Source organism: Mesorhizobium sp. LCM 4577 (assembly GCF_001854795.2).
GTDB lineage: Bacteria > Pseudomonadota > Alphaproteobacteria > Rhizobiales > Rhizobiaceae > Mesorhizobium > Mesorhizobium plurifarium.
Genome location: NZ_MDDU01000019.1, coordinates 60,493 through 78,002 on the forward strand (window position 1 = coordinate 60,493; position 17,510 = coordinate 78,002).

A 17,510-nucleotide genomic window follows, 5' to 3' on the forward strand; every position below is an offset into this window, starting at 1 on the left:
CTCAGTTAACTGAAGGACTTGCCGCAGCCGCACTTGTCCCGCGCGTTGGGGTTGTCGAAGACAAAGCCGGAAGAATCGAGCCCGGTGACGAAGTCGACGGTCATGCCGGCGACATGGGGTTGGGAGTCTGCGTCCACAAACAGCTTGATCCCATCTGTCTCCGTGATCACATCGCCCTGGCGCGAGACGCTCTCCAGGCCCATTATGTATTTGAACCCGGCGCAGCCGCCGGTCTGGACCATAATGCGAAAGCCCTCCGCTTGCTCGCTGGTGCGGGAAAGAGCGGTCTTGACGGCGGCAACAGCATTGTCGGTGAGCGTGATCATAGCAAGATATCTCCTCAATCCGTGACGTCTTTGCGGATCACGCTGCAGGGACCGTGCCAAAGAGGAAAAATCCGTTTCAACACGCCGCGATCCCTCTAGAGGCGCTATCAATCTTGTTGGCCATTGCTGAAAAGACGTCGGACAACCGACACGTACTGCCGGGTTTGTCGAGTACGTCACACAAAGTGTCCGGCCTCGGTTCCCACTGAACTCTCACATAAATCATTGATGAGCGTGCGGAACTTTTTTGCGCTTGTTCAGGCGAATTGGCACGACTTTTGAGGCGCTTATTGGCGGTTGCGGCAAAAACCGCCGAGACAAAAATCATGCTGCGAGTGCCCTCGCGATCGATCGAACGGAGCAAGCCAAATGTCAGGGCTGGGGCAACATGTCAGGGCTGGGTCAGAACCGCTCTGCGCGGGTGGAACCGTTCCCCGCCGCTTTAGACGACACGCCCGGTTTCGATGGCGATCACGCTCTCTCGCCAGCAGCGCCCTGCGGACGAGCAGGAGGTCGGCATCAAGCACCACGCTGCGCTCAGTCGACCGGACCACCGGCGGGGCAGCTGATCCTCAACAAGCAGATGAAGGTCGTTAACACATGGACCAGCGTGAGAGACTATCGCCGCACGAAATCCGGCGGGCGCAGCAAGACAATCCAAAGATCCGTGAGCACGATCTCGCCGCCCGACTGGGTATATCGGAAGCGGAATTGGTCGCCGCGCATTGCGGTCTGGGCGCGATTCGTGTCGAGCCGCGCGTCAATGATCTGCTGACCGGCCTCGAAGCGGTCGGCGAGGTGGTGGCRCATACCCGCAACGAAAGTGCCGTGCACGAAAAGATCGGCGTCTATGAGAAGGTGGTCACCGGCAACAAGCATGCTCTGGTACTTGGCGACGACATCGACTTGCGCATCTTCCCGAAAGTTTGGGCGCATGGCTTTGCCGTCGAGAAGCGCAATGGCAAGGACATTAGCCGTAGCCTGCAATTCTTTGATGCCGCCGGCAAGGCGATGCACAAGGTGCAACTCGGGCCCGCCTCAAATCTCGATGCTTATCAGAAGCTGGTGGCTGAGCTGGAATCCTCGAACCAGGAGCCGATCGTAGTATTCAAGGCGAGTGGAGCCAGCGATGACGCAGAGGTTCCTGACCGAGCCGCCACGGTGGAGGATCTACGCGAGTGCTGGAGCCAGCTGACGGACGTGCATCAGTTCTTCGACATGTTGAAGAGACTGAAGCTCAGCCGCCGCGAGGCGGTGCGTATGGTCGGCGAGGTCTACGCTTGGGCGCTCGAAAAGGACGCTATCGGCGCCATGTTTCAACAGGCGGCCGAAGATGAAATGCCAATCATGTGCTTTGTAGGCAATCGTGGCTGCATCCAGATCCATTCCGGTCCAATCAAGTGGGTCAAAACAATCGGGCCGTGGATCAATGTGCTCGACGAGACCTTCCATCTGCATCTCGGGACCCACCACGTCCGCGAGATCTGGGCCGTTCGCAAGCCGACCAAGGACGGTCACGTCACCTCGCTCGAAGMCTACGACGCCGATGGCAAGATGATCGTCCAGTTCTTTGGTAAGCGCCGCGAAGGCGAAGGCGAGCGCGAGGACTGGCGGTTTCTGGCCGAGACCCTGCCACGCATTCCCGCTCCGACCGCTGCATGAGGAAAGACCCATTGCATGTTGTTTTCCGTTTTTGTTCGCCGCTCGCGCCGGAACTCGGCATTCTGCTGGCCATCGCTTTGCCTGCGGGGCGAGTGAGCGCGTAGCTATTGCTTCCCGTACTGTCACAGATCGTTTCGATCGTCGCAATCGTCTGCGCGCCTGGCGGCGACTCAGCCGCTGGAAATTCGACGAGGTACTACCCGAGTTCCGCTGAAGATTGACCATTCCGCCACGTGCGTCCGCTGTCGGCGAAGGTTGTTTTGTCGGTCAGTCCATCCAACATTGCGGCCGTGCTCCAAAACGAGGTCCATGCTTCGTTCAAGTAGCCGCCCTCAAAGGACTAAGATCCTTGGTTAGGCCATTGCTTGCTTGTGATCTGATCCGCAGGCGGGAACAACTCTTAATCTGGCGACAGCACCCGGTGGGCAGATGGAGTGATCTCTGCCGCGGATCGAAATGCCCCGGCTGCTTGCCGCGCTGTGGAGTGCCGCGCCGGATCCCTTTGCTCGGCCATTCCACCACGTTGCGTCAAACTAACGGCAGCAAGGACCAACGATCATTCTGCCCCTGCTTCCACCGCGATAGGAGCCGGCTTCGATAAGGTCCTGCTCAATGACCACATGTCCTGGAAAACAATTTTCCGATCACGTTTCACCGATACAAAGGCGGAGGCCTCCACTCGCGAGCGGGAGAGCAGGACGCCCAAGGGCCGCGCGTGTTTTCCGGCATCCACTGGCACCCGCCTCGTCTCATTGCGCGCACGCACCTGGTGGCGCCATGGCGCACCCGAGGATGATACATCCATCGCGTAAATATGTTGAATCGGAACAATCAATTTTGCCTATAACCTGAAGAGAGATATGAAAAGGTTCAGGTGGCGTGGGGACGCATGGTTAAGGAGTGTCTCTGATGGCTATCCATGGTAGTCCGCGCGACAATGCCCTCTTCGGCACCAATGGTGACGATGTGATCACAGATCCCGACGGCAATGACTGGATTGACGCTCTTGGGGGTAACGATTCCATTTCGGCGGGGCCCGGCAATGACCGAGTCTTCGGTGGCACAGGCAATGATCATGTCTTTGGCGAGGAGGGCAATGACTACCTCTACGGCGACAACGGGCGAGACGGACMGCACATCACTGCTGAGGATAATGACAAGCTCTACGGGGGGCCGGGTAGCGACACCCTCTTTGTTGGTGATGGCAGGGATTTTCTGACCGGGGGCACAGGCAGCGACACGTTCGTGTTCCAATTCCACAACCCGATCCCTGGATATGACCCGCGTTTCGGGCCGGACCCCGACAATACCTCGATCTTGGATTTCAACCCGGCGGATGACACTTTGGCCTTCGATGCGGTTGGCCTCGGTAGCGACGGTTTTGGCGCCAACTTCGTCAACCACGCCAGCTCACGGTCGGGCCATCCAGTTGACACCTTCTACAGCGGCGACGCCGCGGGCGCGAACGGCGAGCATGTCGTCGTGCTCACCAACTCGTTCAGCAACGGCTCCCAAGCTGCGGATGCGATCTCCAATGAGCATATCGGCGACATTATCGCTTACTATAATCCGTTAACCCAGTCAGGGAATCTGGCCTATGTCACCTCCGATAACCATGCCGACGATTTTGCTCATCTTAGTAATGTCCAAAGCGTCGCGGATCTGGCCGGGCTTGGGTTGAGCGCATGGGACTTTAACTTCGTCTGATCCGCGGGAACCGTTTTGGATCGGATAGGACGCGATGCGCTACCGCGTAGATAAACCGCCTGTTTGCTTCGCGCGGATCGCCTCTGTGGCTAGATGACGGCGCGGCTATCGCGCTTGCCCTTGAAAAGGCCGGAAGATCAGCGTGCCACTGCCTGCAGACTGATGTGCCGAAAGGGCTGAAGTGACAAGGTTTATTATCTTGCCCTTGCATGGCCCATCGTTCTGCTCAAGCAGCAGCGGCGCCGACGAGGCGCATGATGGCCTCATTGGGAAAGATGCCGACGACCTCGGTGCTCCATTCAATTTCGCCGTTGAGCGGCTCGACCGATATCTAGCGGGAGCTCGATGCGCTGCTCTTTGACGAAGCTCATGCCGGCAAGCACGTCATGTTCAGTCTCGTTCCTTGATGATGACGAGCTTGAGGATCTTTGGCCGGATCTGGACGGCAACGGTCGGTCTCCTGGGCAAGACGGGTGGCGACGAAGGCCTAGACCATGCGACGGCCGCTCTTGCCGATGCGCCAGTAAGTTCCTCATGAAATGTACCCGCCGCCCGCCAGCGCTACCAAGTAGCTGGAGCACCTTCGAGACCGCCGGCAGACGCTCCCAGGGACGTCGAGGACGACAAGCTTGACGTCTTGGAAGCCGCGGCTCGTCAGTTTGCGCAGGAGCTCGGTCCAGGTCGGCTTGGCCACTGGTGCCGACCTCATGCCAAGCACCTGGCGGTCGGTGGCGACGCCGACGGCGATAATCACCGCAACCGAGACGATGCGGCCGCCGCGGCGCACCTTCAGACAGATCGCATATATCCATACCTACGGCCAATCGTCCTCGATCGGCCACTCAATCAAGGCCTCCGGCCTCCCGTCGTTTGCGAGGTGAGAAAGCCGAATGGCTGCGGTACTCGGCGACGACCGCAATGCTGGCGCGTCGGCGACCAAAGAGTCTCAACATTATGACAAATCGGCAGAAGAGCCCCAGAAAGAGTGTGCTGCAGTCCCCGTGTCGGGTATTCGACAAAGCTGACAGCAGGTGTCGGTTGTCGGACGTTTTGCCGGGAGACATGTGGTCATCCTATGAGCGGCGGTTCCAGTGGTGGCTGAGCCATAGACCGGTGCAGCACCATCGATACGGCCGAGCCGGCACGCAACTTGCTTAGATGATTTCGGGGCGCAAGCAGCAATGCGTCACGGAGCTCAGCGACGATTGACCAGTCTCTCAACTTCAAGGGGATAACCAGTGGGTTACGCTTTAGAACCGCGGCACCAAGCAGGAGCCTTTGCTGCTTGAATGCGCAACCGATCTCTTGCGCTGGTGCGCAGTTTGGTTGCATCGCGCAACGACACGCTAGAGCTGGGACTTACCGGGTGCTGGCCAATCGACCTTGAGATCGGGCTGCAATCTCAATCTAGCGCATGAACGCCCAGCGTTCAGGAGAAGAGGCCAAATGGAAAATCCGGTTCCAGATCATGTCCCGCCCGAAATGGTGAGGGACTTTAGCCTGTTCACTTCGCCGGGCATGTCACCGACTCCCAACGGGGATCCCCACGCGGCAGTCGCTTGCGTCCATTCCGGCCCGCCTATCTTTTATTCACCCCTCAACACGCGCGACGGCAGGGGCACCTGGGTGATCACCCGCGCCAGCGACCAGCGCCGGGTGCTGCAGGACACCGAAACTTTTTCCAGCCATCGCAGCATCTTTGCCTCCGCCCTGGGTGAAAACTGGCCGATGATCCCGCTTGAACTCGATCCCCCGGCCCATGGCGCCTTTCGCTCATTGCTCAATCCGCTGTTTTCGCCAAAGCGGGTGGCGGCATTGGAGCCGGCTGTCCGTGAGCGGGCAATCAGGCTCATCGACGGGATCGCCGCATCGGGCACAAGCTGCGATGTCATGAAGGATTTCGCATTTCCGTTCACGGTAAACATCTTCCTTCATCTCCTAGGGCTCCCGGATGACCGAATCGACACATTTGTCGGATGGGGGAGAGATCTGCTCCACGGCGACGATGTGAAACGGCCGGCCGCGRCCCGGACGATCGTATCCTTCATTGATGAACTTGCAGCCGCCCGCCGCAATGACCTGCTTGACGATTTCATGACGTTCGTCGTGCAGGCACAGGTTGAGGGCCGCCGCCTGACGAAACAGGAAGTACGCGGCGTCGGCGTGCTTGTCTTTGTTGCCGGGCTCGACACTGTTGCAGCAGCCATAGGCTTTGACCTGGCCTATCTTGCGCGCAACCTCAAGGATCAGGAATTGCTGCGCAGCGAACCAGGCCGGATCGTGGCCGCGGCTGAAGAATTGCTGCGCGCCTATCCGACCGTTCAGTTGATCCGCGTGGCAACGAAAAATATCGACTTCGAAGGCGCGCCGATCCGCAAGGGAGATTATGTTTCCTGCGCCACGATGATCGCCAACCGCGACCCGGCGGAATTCGAATGCCCCAACACGGTCGATCTGGCACGAGAGGACAACCGCCATGCCACCTTTGGCTATGGTCCCCACCGTTGCCTTGGCTCACATCTTGCCCGACGCGAGATCGTCGTTGGGCTGGAGGAGTGGCTGGCGCGCATCCCCACCTTCCGGATCAAGAACGGTACGGCGCCCATCACCTCTGGCGGCCATGTGTTCGGAATCGAAAATCTGATTCTAGACTGGTCCTGACCAAGCCCCGCCCCGAGCCGAGGTACAAAGACAATGGAGGCAGCGCCATGCGCATCATCGTCCAAAATGCCAAATGCCAGGGTCACGCGCGATGCGCGGCGCACGCGCCACACATCTTCAAGCTCGATGACGCGGGTTACATCCTGCCCGGTAACATCGAAGTTGCGGAAGGGGAGGAACTGACTGCATCGCGGGGCGCGCGATCCTGTCCCGAACGTGCACTTAAACTCGACCGGGAACCCTGCAGCACGAGTTGAACCTGACTCATTCCACCAAGAGTCCGGCGGGCATGAAAGGGATCGCCCAAGCGGCCCAAACGGGACCCGAGCCAGGCGCCTTCCGTTCTACCACCGTCCTCGTCCAACTGCGCAGGGGCATCTGCGGCATCGAGATGCCCCGCAGAATGCGCAAACGCCAAGGTGCGGTTCGCAAAACACCTCTTCCGATCACAGAATCCGTGGCAGAGCCGATGGAACAGACGAAAATTGCCCAACTAATCGACCGTGAGGCGATCCGCGACTGCCTCTATCGATACTGCCGCGGGATCGACCGCGCCGATGAAGCGGCGCTACGCAGCGCGTACTGGCCCGATGCGCATGACAATCACGGGGCCTATTGCGGTCCTGCAGAGGGGTTCATCGAGTTTGCACTCGGCGTCTTCAAGGCCGGACCCCGCAACATCCACCAGATCACCAACATCCTGATCGAATTCATCAGTTCGTCAGAGGCTGCGGTCGAGAGCTATTTCACCGCGCTACAACGCGCACCAGATCAAGACGGAGACGTGCGCCAGACGCTCCTGTGCGGCCGTTACTGCGATCTGTTTCACAAGAGGGAAGCTGAGTGGCGGATTGCCGAACGGACGGTGGTCTACGATTGGATAGAGGAGCAGCTCCCACCAGCGGGCGTTGAGGCAGAACGGTTCGGCCCGCGCCGGCCGATCGGAGCACCGCATCCGGACGATCCGGTCTACAGGTTCGGAAAGCGTCGCATTCCTTCTCGCCATGACCCTTCGGAGGCGTCGAACGATACAGCCGCATCCGCCGAGGAGACTGAAGGCCCTGACAACTTTGCGATGCTACAGCGATCCCGGCGAAAGACGGCCCGGTGAAGGGGCGCCAAATTGCATTGCCTTTCTGCCCGCGACGCCGTGAGCGATCGGATCTCTCCCACGAGCCCGCCGACGACACGGTGTCCACAAATTTGCGGGACCTGGCAGCGCCGACCATCGAGGCAAGCTCCTGTCCTTGGCCGGTCCCGCAGCAGCCTCGGCGACCTAATCGGAAGTTGGACCGCTGCCGCATCGCTGCGTCGTCTTTCCGGTTCCGCAACTGGYCTTCGCCAGGACGCGCTGCGACGCATCTTTGCCGCTCAAAAATTGATTGGCTGAAATCGCTCAAGGGAGCGCGGGAGAAGTCCTCAACATGCAGACAGGACGTATTGTCATCATTACGGGCGCCGCGGGTGGGATCGGGCGTGCCCTGGTCGAAATTTTTGCCAGGGATGGAGACACTGTCGTTGCGGTAGACCTTCCTGGCAGCGGTGTCGTTGAACTGGCCCTCCGTTTCGGCCACCCGCATCTCGGCCTCGAGTGCGACGTCTCGCGGGAGGAGGATGTGCTCGCGCTTTACGGTCGGATCGAAGCACAGTTCGCCCAGATCAGCGTCCTCATCAACAACGCCGCGATGGGACCCACGATGGCTGCGAGCGTCGAGACTGGTGTCGACGCCTTCCGCCTCGCCCTGGCGGTAAACTTGATTGGACCGTTCGTCATGGCCCGCGAAGCGGCGAGGCGCATGAGGCGGGGCGGCGCCATCGTCAACGTCGCTTCGATGGCGGGTGTCGTAGGCAATCCCAAGCGCAATGCCTACGCGGCCTCGAAGGCGGGCCTGATCTCGTTGACGAAGTCGCTTGCATGTGAGTGGGCTTCTCGCGGCATTCGCGTGACGGCGGTAGCGCCCGGCTACGTGCGCACGCCGATGGTGGCGGAGCTGGAACGCGCGGGCAAAGTGAACCTAGCGGCCGTGCGCCGCCGCGTGCCGCTGGGGCGTTTGGCGCGCCCGGACGAGATCGCCCTCGCCGTGCGTTTTCTGACCAGCTCGCAGGCACGCCACATCACCGGTTCAGTGCTGGCGGTCGACGGAGGCTGGATGTCATTCAACCAGCCGGGGGATGCGCACCCGCAGGTGAATGGGATACCCCAAGCCGAACTCTGCTGTCCGGCCGAACGCACCGACGCGCGAATCGTGCTCGTCACCGGCGGCGCGAACGGCATAGGCGCGGCCGTCGTTCGCCGCTTTGCAGCAAACGGCGATACCGTTGTGATTGCTGACAGAGATGGCGCTGCAGCGGCAGAACTCGCTGCATGGCTCCGCGGCAACAACCCGGCCAAAGGCGTGGATGTGGCCGTCGAGAGCGAGGTGGTAGCGCTATTCGAGGAGCTGCGGGCGCGCTTCGGGCGCATCGATGTGCTCGTCAACGGTGCTGCTGCCGCCGACACTTTGGTGTTGGGAATCGAACAAATACCGGAACACATCCAACACGTCTTGGATGTCAATCTTACCGGGGCCTTCACCTGTGCTCGCGAAGCGATCAAGGCGATGCGCGCTGGCGGCGTGATCCTCAACATCGGATCGATCAACAGCTTTCTGCCTTTCGCGCCGCGCCATGCCTACGGTGCGTCCCAGGCGGGGCTTGACATTCTGACCCGATGCCTGGCGGCCGAACTCGGGCCGGTCGGCATACGGACGGCCACAGTCGCTCCTGGCTTCATTTGCACGCCGGGCATTGCTCAGTTGGCGAAGGTCGGCCGCATCGACATGAAAACGATCGCACGACGCATCCCGATGGGCAGGCTGGGACAGCCGAAAGACGTCGCTGACGCAGCGTTCTTCCTGGCTTCGTCCGCCGCCTCATACGTCAACGGCTCCATCCTTTACGTGGACGGCGGCTGGACCTCGTTCGGTGATGCAGGAAACGCCTGCGAACTCGATAACGAGTATTTTGCGGAGGCCGCATGTTGAGTCTCGACTATTCGCCAGGCGACCGGCCGCGGCTCATCGAAGCCGAGTTCGACCAAGGCTTCTGGGTCCGCTTGGGCGCCGCGCTCGCGCCGCTGTGACCGAAGATGTCGTCCTCGGCGAGACGAAACGTCGGTCCTCATCGCTGTCGAAGCAGTTCCAACCGCTCGGTGCGCCTGCAACCGCCGAAAGCCTTGCCGCATGACCACGCCGCCGCCAAGGGCAAGATCGAGGCCGCGGCCAAGCCTTGGGTGGGTACTTAGCGCAACTCCCGACCGTGCCCACTCCCTCCACAGACAAGGAAACACCATGGAATTCGCATCCTTCATCCTGGCGGCCCAGCGTGGTTATCATCAGTCTTGCGAGAGCGTGATCCGCAACTCTATCGAACAGGTGGTCGTTTCGGAACAGGCCGGCTTCGATACGGCGTGGTTCGCGGAGCACCACTTCAACAATTATAGCCTTGTTCCCTCGCCCTTGATGATGGTGGCGCACTGCGCCGGCGTGACGAGTACCATTCGCCTTGGCACTGCCGTGTGCGTGCTGCCGCTCTATCAACCGCAGCGCCTGCTTTCCGAGATCGGGTTCGCCGACATTGTTGCGAACGGCCGCCTCGAGCTTGGCATCGGCTCGGGATACCAGCAATTCGAGTTCGAGCGCTTCGGCGTCAATATCGATGAGGCGCCGGCGGTCTTTTCGGAATATTTGGACATCCTTCTGAAGGGCCTCAACCAGAACATCTTCGAGCACGACGGCCAGTATGAGAACATTCCCCCGACGGCGATTTCGCTGCGCACTGTCCAGAAGCCGACCCCGCCGATCTGGATCGCCTGTGGGACGGCCCGCATGGGCCGATCCTATCGTGAGGGACACAATCTTTTTGTGACGGCATTCCACAACGGCTTGGAGGCTTTGAGCACGCTGCGCGAAGCCATCGAGAAGGCGGCGGCTGCCGAAGGCAAGAATGTCACGGACGCCAAGATATCTTTGCTACGTTGCTGCTATGCCAGCGAGGACGAGGCAGAGATCAATAGCTATCTCGACAACGCCCGCTTCCAGCGCCGGCTGTCTGAAGCATTGCATCAGCGCCGCCAGCAGAGCCTGGATGGCTATCTGCTAAAAGAAACGCCAACGCAGCAAGATATGTCATTCGCCACGATGCGCCGAAACCTGCCGATCGGCAGCGTGAATCGCGTGATCGATCGCCTACTGGAAGAGATCGATATCTTAAAACCCAACCAGATCGCAATTCAGACCCAGTTGGGGGATTTCGACCAAAAGACGATGCTGCGCCAGATCGAGCTCTGGGGAGACAAGATCATCCCGGCAGTCAACAAGTCGCTCGCTCATAAGGGAGGTTGATGGGACAAAACCAGGAGAATGAAACCCATGCTCGCCCACCACTGTGGCCGCCTTTGCGCTCGCCAATCGCCGCGGTTGAAGCTGGAGTTTGATCAGCATGTGCTTGCCTGCGTGCTTTCGTGTGCGCTCGAGGAAGTCGAGGCCGGCGAGGCGACGGCGACGGAGGCAACCGGTCTTTCGCGCGCCGAGCTGCGCGATGTCCTGGCCCGCAGCTTCCCCACTTTCCCCTTCAAGGCCTTCGCCCTGGAAGAGGTGGGCGAGCCCGAGCCGGACCAGGAGGAAGAACTTTTGCGCGAGCTGCTCCTGGCCCATGCCTTGCCGGGCGACCCGGCAAGCGTCCGGTTTGCCAAGATCATCGCCCGGCGCGCCATGCGCAATGACCATCTCTGGCAGGACCTTGGACTTTTCAATCGCGCCGAGCTCAGTCGCCTGCTTGCCACGCATTTTCCGACCCTGGCGGCCGGTAACACCCAAAACATGAAATGGAAGAAGTACTTTTACCGCAAGCTTTGTGAGGCCGAAGGGTTTTCGCTATGCACCGCGCCCAGTTGCCGGGAATGCAATGATTTCGCAAGCTGCTTCGGTCCGGAGGAAGGCGAAAATCGCCTCGCACGAATCAAAAATGAAATCGCATTGGATTAAGAGCCACTTTCGTCAGTGGTATAAGGCGGCCAACCTTGATCGCCATCGAGCCGTAGACGCTTTTCCCGACGACGTACACGGGAGGAGGGGATGTTCATCGTCTGATCGAGTGCGCGGGGGTCGACTTGGCTCGAGTGGAGACCTCTTGTTTCGGAGGTCGGGTCGATTATATGTTTGGTAAACCCAGCGAACGGGGGTTGGGCTTGTCCCTGGCACCAATTCGGGTCACGTGTAGTCTCTTAGAGAGATTAGGCAACCCCACAGAAAACACGCTGAAAACGTAGAACCCAAGAACTGCCTGCCCTCCACAAGGTAGGCCGTTTCGCATTGGGTTAACGGGCTGTTAACCCCCGGCCTTTGACACTTGGAACAAAACGTGATTCGACCAGCCGGTCAAAAACTGGCACCCTGTTCGTGCTTTGTTCCGATGCAAGCTGGAGCAAGGAAACTGTTGAAAACAAGTGCGATGGATAGGCAAATCAGCCGCGCTAGCTCAACTTGGGTTCAAAATCAAACAGCCTAGCTGAGGAGGTCAACTAATGAAGGTTCGGGTCAGGCACATAGGGCCAGCGACGCACCCTAGCGAGGTAGTGGTTTCTGTGGACACCACTACCGGCGCCGAACATTTGGTTGTGAATCAACGCTCACTTAAGGACAATAAACTAGAGATTGGCTATCCAATAAATAGTCTCGATTCGAACCTGCTTGTTGAGCTTCCTCGCGAAACCATCAATGGATCGTGGAGAGTTTGGGTGCCACAGGCCTCAGTAGAATAGCCATGGAGGGGCGGGATGATCCTAACCGACAGGGAAATTCAAATCGCCTTGCAAAACGAGGCGATCATAGTGGATCCCGCCCCTGACATCTCCTTCTACAGCTCGACCAGCCTCGATCTCACTCTTGATCGACGCCTGACCCTTTTCAAAGACCAGAAGACAGGCATTAACCTTTCCATTGATCCTTCGCAGAAGGGATACAATCACGAAGAGGTAATGGCGGAAATCACTACGCCCGTCGATATCGATGAAGAGCACGGGTTTGAATTCCCGCCCCACCACATGATCCTGGCTTGGACGCGCGAGTTCGTGGAACTGAAGTTCCAGTCTCGGATTGCTGCTCGCGTTGAGGGGAAAAGCTCTCTTGCCAGATTAGGGATCGGAATTCATCTAACCGCCCCGACCATCCATGCAGGCTTCGCCGGCCAAATCCGACTCGAAATGGTCAATCACAATAAAGTACCGGTCAGACTGCGGATCGGGATGAAAATTTGCCAGCTGATTTTTGAGCAGACTCTGGGCACACCAGTTCGTGGGTATGAAGGCCGTTTCGCGGGTCAAACTACAACGAAAAAAGGCTAACACGCTCGACGCGTCCATGGCAGTCGCGGGGCGGCTAGCCGCGCAACATTGTTTGCATATATCTGATCTTTTGAGTCGATGCATTCAGGTAGACGACGAGTGGAAATGGCGGCATAGCTGAACACGGGACGGTGTCCGCGATTTTCCTTGTCTCAGTCTGGGGGTGCACTCCACCACAGGGCGTGTGCCGTCCGGAATTATCTGTCGTCAGTACCCGGCGTGATGTAGTGCGATTCGGCACCGCTTTCCGTCACAGCGATTTCGGCGTGAGCACCGAGTGCTTGCGCAGCGGCGTGTTGCGCAAGATCGACGCCACAAGGGTTTCGAACTGTTCGTTGGCAGCCCATCGGCTCAGAGTGAACTGCTCGAACCGGCGCGCAAGCTGGACGTCGCCGCTGATGGCCTCCCGCGCCTCGTTGACACCGAAGCAGACCAGCGAGACCTGCAGGCGGTTGCTGAGGAAGCGTAGCGTGTTCAGAACGATGCGCTGCTCGCGATAGGTTCAGGCGAGGATGTTGCGCACCTCGTCGATGACCAGCACCTGTACGCCAATGGCCTCCATGATCCGCAAAGCGGCCTGTTCCATTTGGGCGACGTCGGCGCGTGGGCGCTGTGGCGCGCCGAGAAGGGTGAGGAGTTCAGCGTAGAACCGGCGCTCACCGGGTCGGCTGGTCATTTCCATCGCGAGGACCGGAGTCCTCAGCGTGCCGGTTATGGGGCTAAAGCTCGGCGGGTGCTCGTCCCGGAAGCGCTTCATGATCGTGTCTTGCCCATGCCGCTGTCCCCATAGATTGCGACGGAAGGCATGCGCGTGCCCCCCTCTGACCAGCCTTCTGTTCAATCTTCCTAACGGCCGTCGATCTCGCCATGCGGCGCCTCCCCGATCCCCATTCGCCTTAGGCGTGATCTGTAGAGCAGACGATTGCCTCCATTCCCACGTATTCGACGAATGTTTTACAGTTCAGCCGCGTGCGGTCGCAGACGCGGTTGTTCGAAAGCCGACGCTCAGGCTGCGAGTATTTCCGCCGGTGGGGGCCACGCCTGCCCATGTTTCCCTGTCTTTCAAGCAAGGTCCGCAAAAAACCTGTGTTGGCATACCGGTTGCAAACCGAAAGGACCCGCACGGTCCTCGCGGTCCCTACGCCAGAGTTCAAATGAAACTTCCAAGCTGACAGCGATGTAGCGCGAGTGCAACTCCGTCGCGCTTGACTTCCCAGGAAACACCAAAGGAGCCCTGAAGAAATGAACGTGCCAAGTTATTCCGCGGCCTCGCCAGATCAGCGGGCCGTGCGCGGGATATTTTCTCACCTAGCGGATCGCATCGATCGCCGCCTGCGAATACGCCCGCTTGGGATTATTAGCGATTTTGTCGCCGACCAACTCCCGCACCGTATCGCGGAGATCAAAAATAGTGAACAGCGAGCTGAAGCTGTCAAGGCGCTTGGGCGTAGCATCAACGCCATGCTAGCGGCAGGGGACCATGAGGCGCACCTGCTGAATCTGACACAGTCGGAGTTTGGGGTAGCCAAGACAGATATCCAATATCTCCTCAATATTGTTTACCAGATGTCTGCATTTGCGGGACTTAACCATTACGATGCCGAGTTAACGGTGGGAGAGCGGCTGAGGCGCATTGCCGCCTTAAGTTGCGAGCGGGAGCCTAGCATAGATGTTCTTTCCTATGAAGATATGATCCTTACCAATCCGGTGGAGAGCGATCCGCGCGTATATTGCCTCGACTCAGCTGGCGTCGAGGAGCGAGATTTTTGCCTGGGTCATCAACTCATTGAGAGAGATTTGCAATTCGCAGTGGACACCCTGCTTGAGTTGCGTGACCAGGTCGGGGCGGATGCGCGCTGGTGTCTTACACTGTGCCTAGAGCGCCTGGAGTCGGCGAATTACATTCTGACGCGCTTTCATGATCATATGTCGCCCGATCTATTTGGCGAATTTCGCGAGTTCTACGGAAAAAACCCTTACAAGAATAGGCTGGCGCCAAGTGGCCGATTCTCGGCCCGCGTTGTCGCGGTTTCTGTACTACTCATCGGTGAAGAAATCTTCCGCAAAAAACCGCAATTCTATAGGGATGTTTATCGGCTGTCGGAATACTACCCGCGAGGATGTATTGGTGCGGTCTTTGGCTGGTTGTCTTCAGATAAGAGCAGCACGGGCGCCCAGCCAGGCTGGCTTAGAGGGAAAGCGGCCTTTCCTAAAATAGCAACCGTCTCGCCCGTGATAGAGCGGAAAAGCACTCAAATCCGAGAGCTGTACGCGTCCTGTGTCGATGCGCTGGACCGGTTCACCCGGATGCACCGAAAGTCGGCTTTGAAATATACGATTGAACCCGGTCGCCCCATCGCCGGAGTTGAGGCGTGGGAAAGCATGGACGCTGTGCTTTCACAGCGGCTGTTAACGGCGGCGGATCAAAGCTAACAGGCACAATCGTCTGGGTGAGCGCGATGCCAGCCTCGCAGGCGTCCAATAGGTGAGGTCGATGTTTCAAGACGACGTGATCTTTCGTAGGTTTGAACGTGAGGATGTCGATAATGTATGGCACCTGCATAGGAGTGCATCTGAGGCTGTTGGTGTGTATGGTCCGGAAGGGACGTGGGAGGATGATTTACGCAATATCGGAGAAGCATATATCGAATCTGGCGGAGACTTCGTAGTTGCGCATATTGGTCCCCAGTTCGCAGCTATGGGCGGATTGCAACCTGTCGGCGATGAAATCGCAGAACTCAAACGTATACGGGTCGATCCCGCCTTTCAACGACGGGGGCTTGGAAGAAGGATTGTTAGCGAGTTGGAATCGCGAGCCGTTGCTCTCGGATTCAAATGCATAGTGCTCGAGACGACAACGATCCAAGTAGGCGCTCAAAGACTTTATGAGACGGCCGGCTATATTCGTCGCGGGGAGGGGAAGTTGCACGGATACGCCGTGATCTTCTACGAAAAGCGTCTCTCCGGCCAGGATGCTCTTGGTTTCCGCTGAGAAATGCCCCACCATCCGCTGCATGTATGTTTCGAGATTCAGGTTGTAAGTGGGCGCGTCTCTATGCGGACAGACAGACCTTCGGTTCCGAGTTCACCGACCGCGTAACTGCCTCGGTCCGATGAGCCGCAGTGTCCGTTCTGAGGATGGGGTGTGACCTGAGACCCTGAACTTCCTCCAGATTTGGGTAGAGTCCGTCGATCACGGAGACGGACGATGCGACCATCACGGTTCACGGAAGAGTAGATCATCGGGATGCTGAAGGAGCAGGAGGCGGGCGCGAAGACGGCTGATGTCTGCCGCAAGCATGGCATCTCGGCAGCGACCTTCTACAAGTTCAAGGCGGCGGGATGGAGGTGTCCGACGCCCGTCGCCTGAAGGCTCTGGAAGATGAGAACGCCCGGCTGAAGAAGCTCCTGGCCGAGGAGATGCTCGACAACGCGATCCTGAAGGATGTTGCCGCAAAAAAATGGTGACGCCCGATGCGAACCGGAAGGCGGTGGCTCATGCCTGCAAGGCGTATGGGGTGAGCCAGCGTCGGGCGTGCCAGGCCCTGAGGATCGATCGTTCGACCGTGCGCTACACCGCCATCCGTCCGGACGACGCTACGTTGCGCGAGGCGATGAAGGCTGTGGCGGCAGAGCGCCGGCGGTTCGGTTACCGCAGGGGATCCACGTCATGCTGGACCGGCAGGGCATCGTGATGACCCAGAAGAAGCTGCGGCGGCTTTACCGGGAGGAGAAGCTCCAGGTCCGCAAGCGTGGCGGCCGCAAGGGAGCGCTGGGCACACGCAGACCGATGCTCGTTCCGGATTGCGCCAACTCCCGCTGGAGCCTGGACTTCGTCTCCGACACCTTCACCGACGGCCGTCGCTTCCGGGTGCTCGCCGTGGTCGACGACTATACGCGGGAGTGTCTGGCGCTGATCGCCGACACCTCGCTGTCGGGCCTGCGCGTTGTGCGCGAGCTCGACACCATCATGCGCTGGCGCGGGCGGCCCGCCATGATCGTTTCGGACAGCGGCACAGAGCTGACCCCCATGGCGGTCCTGCGCTGGTGCCAGCAGACCGGCGTCGAATGGCACTATATCGCGCCGGGTAAGCCCATGCAGAATGCCTTCGTCGAGAGCTTCATGTATAGACGGCCCCGCGGGCGCAAGTGTTTTGAGCGTAATGTTCATCGGCGGGTGCGTTCATGTATTCGGCCTGTTTGTGCAGCCCATACATGACTGCTGGCCCTGATGGTGTCCGCGGATCGAGGCCTCATCAACGGGACGCGCTTTGGCGCGCTTAAAGCTCTCCGGGCTTTCTCGATCCTCAGCTTTGCCGATTATCATCATCCTTTCATTGCACTTGTGCCATCTCATTGTGTCCCGTTTATTCGATCTTCAATTCTACGTGTTTCGGAACACCTCGCCGGTAGAGAGCATTGCCCAGATCGTTCGCGCGAGCTTGTTTGCGACCGCGACGGCAGCAACCATTGGGCGGCGCCGTTCCAGCAGAGCCTCAATCCATGGGCCATCTACACGAGAACGGGCTTTAGGATAGCGCACCACAGTTCGCGCTCCCAATACCAGCAGATGGCGAAGATACCGATCCCCTTGTTTGGTGATGCCGCCGAGCCGGTGCTTGCCACCTGATGAGTTTTGGCGTGGCGTCAGGCCGAGCCAGGCAGCAAACTCACGCCCTGATCGGAACGTGGACGGATCGGGTACTGTGGCGGCGAACGCGGTCGCGGTAATCGGCCCAATTCCCGGTATGGTCGCAAGCAAGCGGCAAATC

14 protein-coding genes and 2 pseudogenes are annotated in these 17,510 nt (G+C 59.1%); 12 read left to right on the forward strand and 4 right to left on the reverse strand.

Features of this window, described 5'->3' with window-relative positions; translation table 11 throughout:
• Positions 1–5 precede the first annotated feature (5 nt).
• The gene (locus LCM4577_RS20240; RefSeq protein WP_071073088.1) at positions 6–326 is read right to left on the reverse strand and encodes an iron-sulfur cluster assembly accessory protein; all 321 of its coding nucleotides are present in this window, start codon (positions 324–326) and stop codon (positions 6–8) included.
• 600 nt (positions 327–926) lie between these two features.
• Between LCM4577_RS20240 and LCM4577_RS20245 the strand changes: the two genes are divergently transcribed.
• Both LCM4577_RS20245 and LCM4577_RS20250 read left to right on the forward strand, forming a co-directional pair.
• Positions 927–1,988: a hemin-degrading factor gene (locus LCM4577_RS20245; protein ID WP_071073090.1), complete on the forward strand. Its 1,062-nt coding sequence runs from the start codon at positions 927–929 to the stop codon at positions 1,986–1,988.
• 909 nt (positions 1,989–2,897) lie between these two features.
• On the forward strand, positions 2,898–3,695 hold the full coding sequence (locus LCM4577_RS20250; protein WP_071073107.1) for a calcium-binding protein: 798 nt from the start codon (positions 2,898–2,900) through the stop codon (positions 3,693–3,695).
• Between the two features lie 532 nt (positions 3,696–4,227).
• Here LCM4577_RS20250 and LCM4577_RS20255 read toward each other — a convergent pair.
• Complete coding sequence (locus LCM4577_RS20255) at positions 4,228–4,482, reverse strand: transposase (protein ID WP_157900484.1); 255 nt, start codon at positions 4,480–4,482, stop codon at positions 4,228–4,230.
• Positions 4,483–5,141: 659 nt separating this feature from the next.
• On the opposite strand from LCM4577_RS20255, the gene LCM4577_RS20260 reads away from it, so the two are divergent.
• The 7 genes from LCM4577_RS20260 (at position 5,142) to dcd (ending at position 12,738) form a co-directional block, all read left to right on the forward strand.
• Positions 5,142–6,356, forward strand: a complete 1,215-nt coding sequence (locus LCM4577_RS20260) for a cytochrome P450 (protein ID WP_071073093.1) — start codon at positions 5,142–5,144, stop codon at positions 6,354–6,356.
• A gap of 47 nt (positions 6,357–6,403) precedes the next feature.
• Entirely contained in the window at positions 6,404–6,613 is a 210-nt protein-coding gene (locus LCM4577_RS20265) for a ferredoxin (protein WP_082044341.1), read from the forward strand.
• Positions 6,614–6,825: 212 nt separating this feature from the next.
• Complete coding sequence (locus LCM4577_RS20270) at positions 6,826–7,467, forward strand: nuclear transport factor 2 family protein (protein WP_040971493.1); 642 nt, start codon at positions 6,826–6,828, stop codon at positions 7,465–7,467.
• 313 nt (positions 7,468–7,780) lie between these two features.
• Positions 7,781–9,379 (forward strand): SDR family oxidoreductase, encoded by a 1,599-nt coding sequence (locus tag LCM4577_RS20275; protein ID WP_071073095.1) that lies wholly within the window; start codon positions 7,781–7,783, stop codon positions 9,377–9,379.
• A 306-nt stretch (positions 9,380–9,685) separates the two neighbouring features.
• Complete coding sequence (locus tag LCM4577_RS20280) at positions 9,686–10,738, forward strand: LLM class flavin-dependent oxidoreductase (RefSeq protein WP_071073097.1); 1,053 nt, start codon at positions 9,686–9,688, stop codon at positions 10,736–10,738.
• 27 nt (positions 10,739–10,765) lie between these two features.
• Entirely contained in the window at positions 10,766–11,380 is a 615-nt protein-coding gene (locus tag LCM4577_RS20285) for a nitrogen fixation protein NifQ (RefSeq protein ID WP_071073099.1), read from the forward strand.
• A gap of 791 nt (positions 11,381–12,171) precedes the next feature.
• Entirely contained in the window at positions 12,172–12,738 is a 567-nt protein-coding gene (gene dcd / locus LCM4577_RS20290; protein ID WP_040971447.1) for a dCTP deaminase, read from the forward strand.
• 250 nt (positions 12,739–12,988) lie between these two features.
• Here dcd and LCM4577_RS20295 read toward each other — a convergent pair.
• A pseudogene (locus tag LCM4577_RS20295) lies at positions 12,989–13,495 on the reverse strand (TniB family NTP-binding protein).
• 485 nt (positions 13,496–13,980) lie between these two features.
• On the opposite strand from LCM4577_RS20295, the gene LCM4577_RS20300 reads away from it, so the two are divergent.
• From LCM4577_RS20300 to LCM4577_RS20310, 3 genes and pseudogenes are all read left to right on the forward strand, one after another.
• Complete coding sequence (locus LCM4577_RS20300; RefSeq protein ID WP_244508386.1) at positions 13,981–15,171, forward strand: hypothetical protein; 1,191 nt, start codon at positions 13,981–13,983, stop codon at positions 15,169–15,171.
• A 61-nt stretch (positions 15,172–15,232) separates the two neighbouring features.
• The gene (locus LCM4577_RS20305; protein ID WP_083354793.1) at positions 15,233–15,730 is read left to right on the forward strand and encodes a GNAT family N-acetyltransferase; all 498 of its coding nucleotides are present in this window, start codon (positions 15,233–15,235) and stop codon (positions 15,728–15,730) included.
• A gap of 255 nt (positions 15,731–15,985) precedes the next feature.
• A pseudogene (locus tag LCM4577_RS20310) lies at positions 15,986–16,861 on the forward strand (IS3 family transposase); the annotation flags it as partial.
• Positions 16,862–17,122: 261 nt separating this feature from the next.
• On the opposite strand, the gene LCM4577_RS20315 reads toward LCM4577_RS20310, so the two are convergent.
• A partial coding sequence (locus tag LCM4577_RS20315; protein WP_116390115.1) for an IS110 family transposase occupies positions 17,123–17,510 on the reverse strand: 388 nt, incomplete at its 5' end.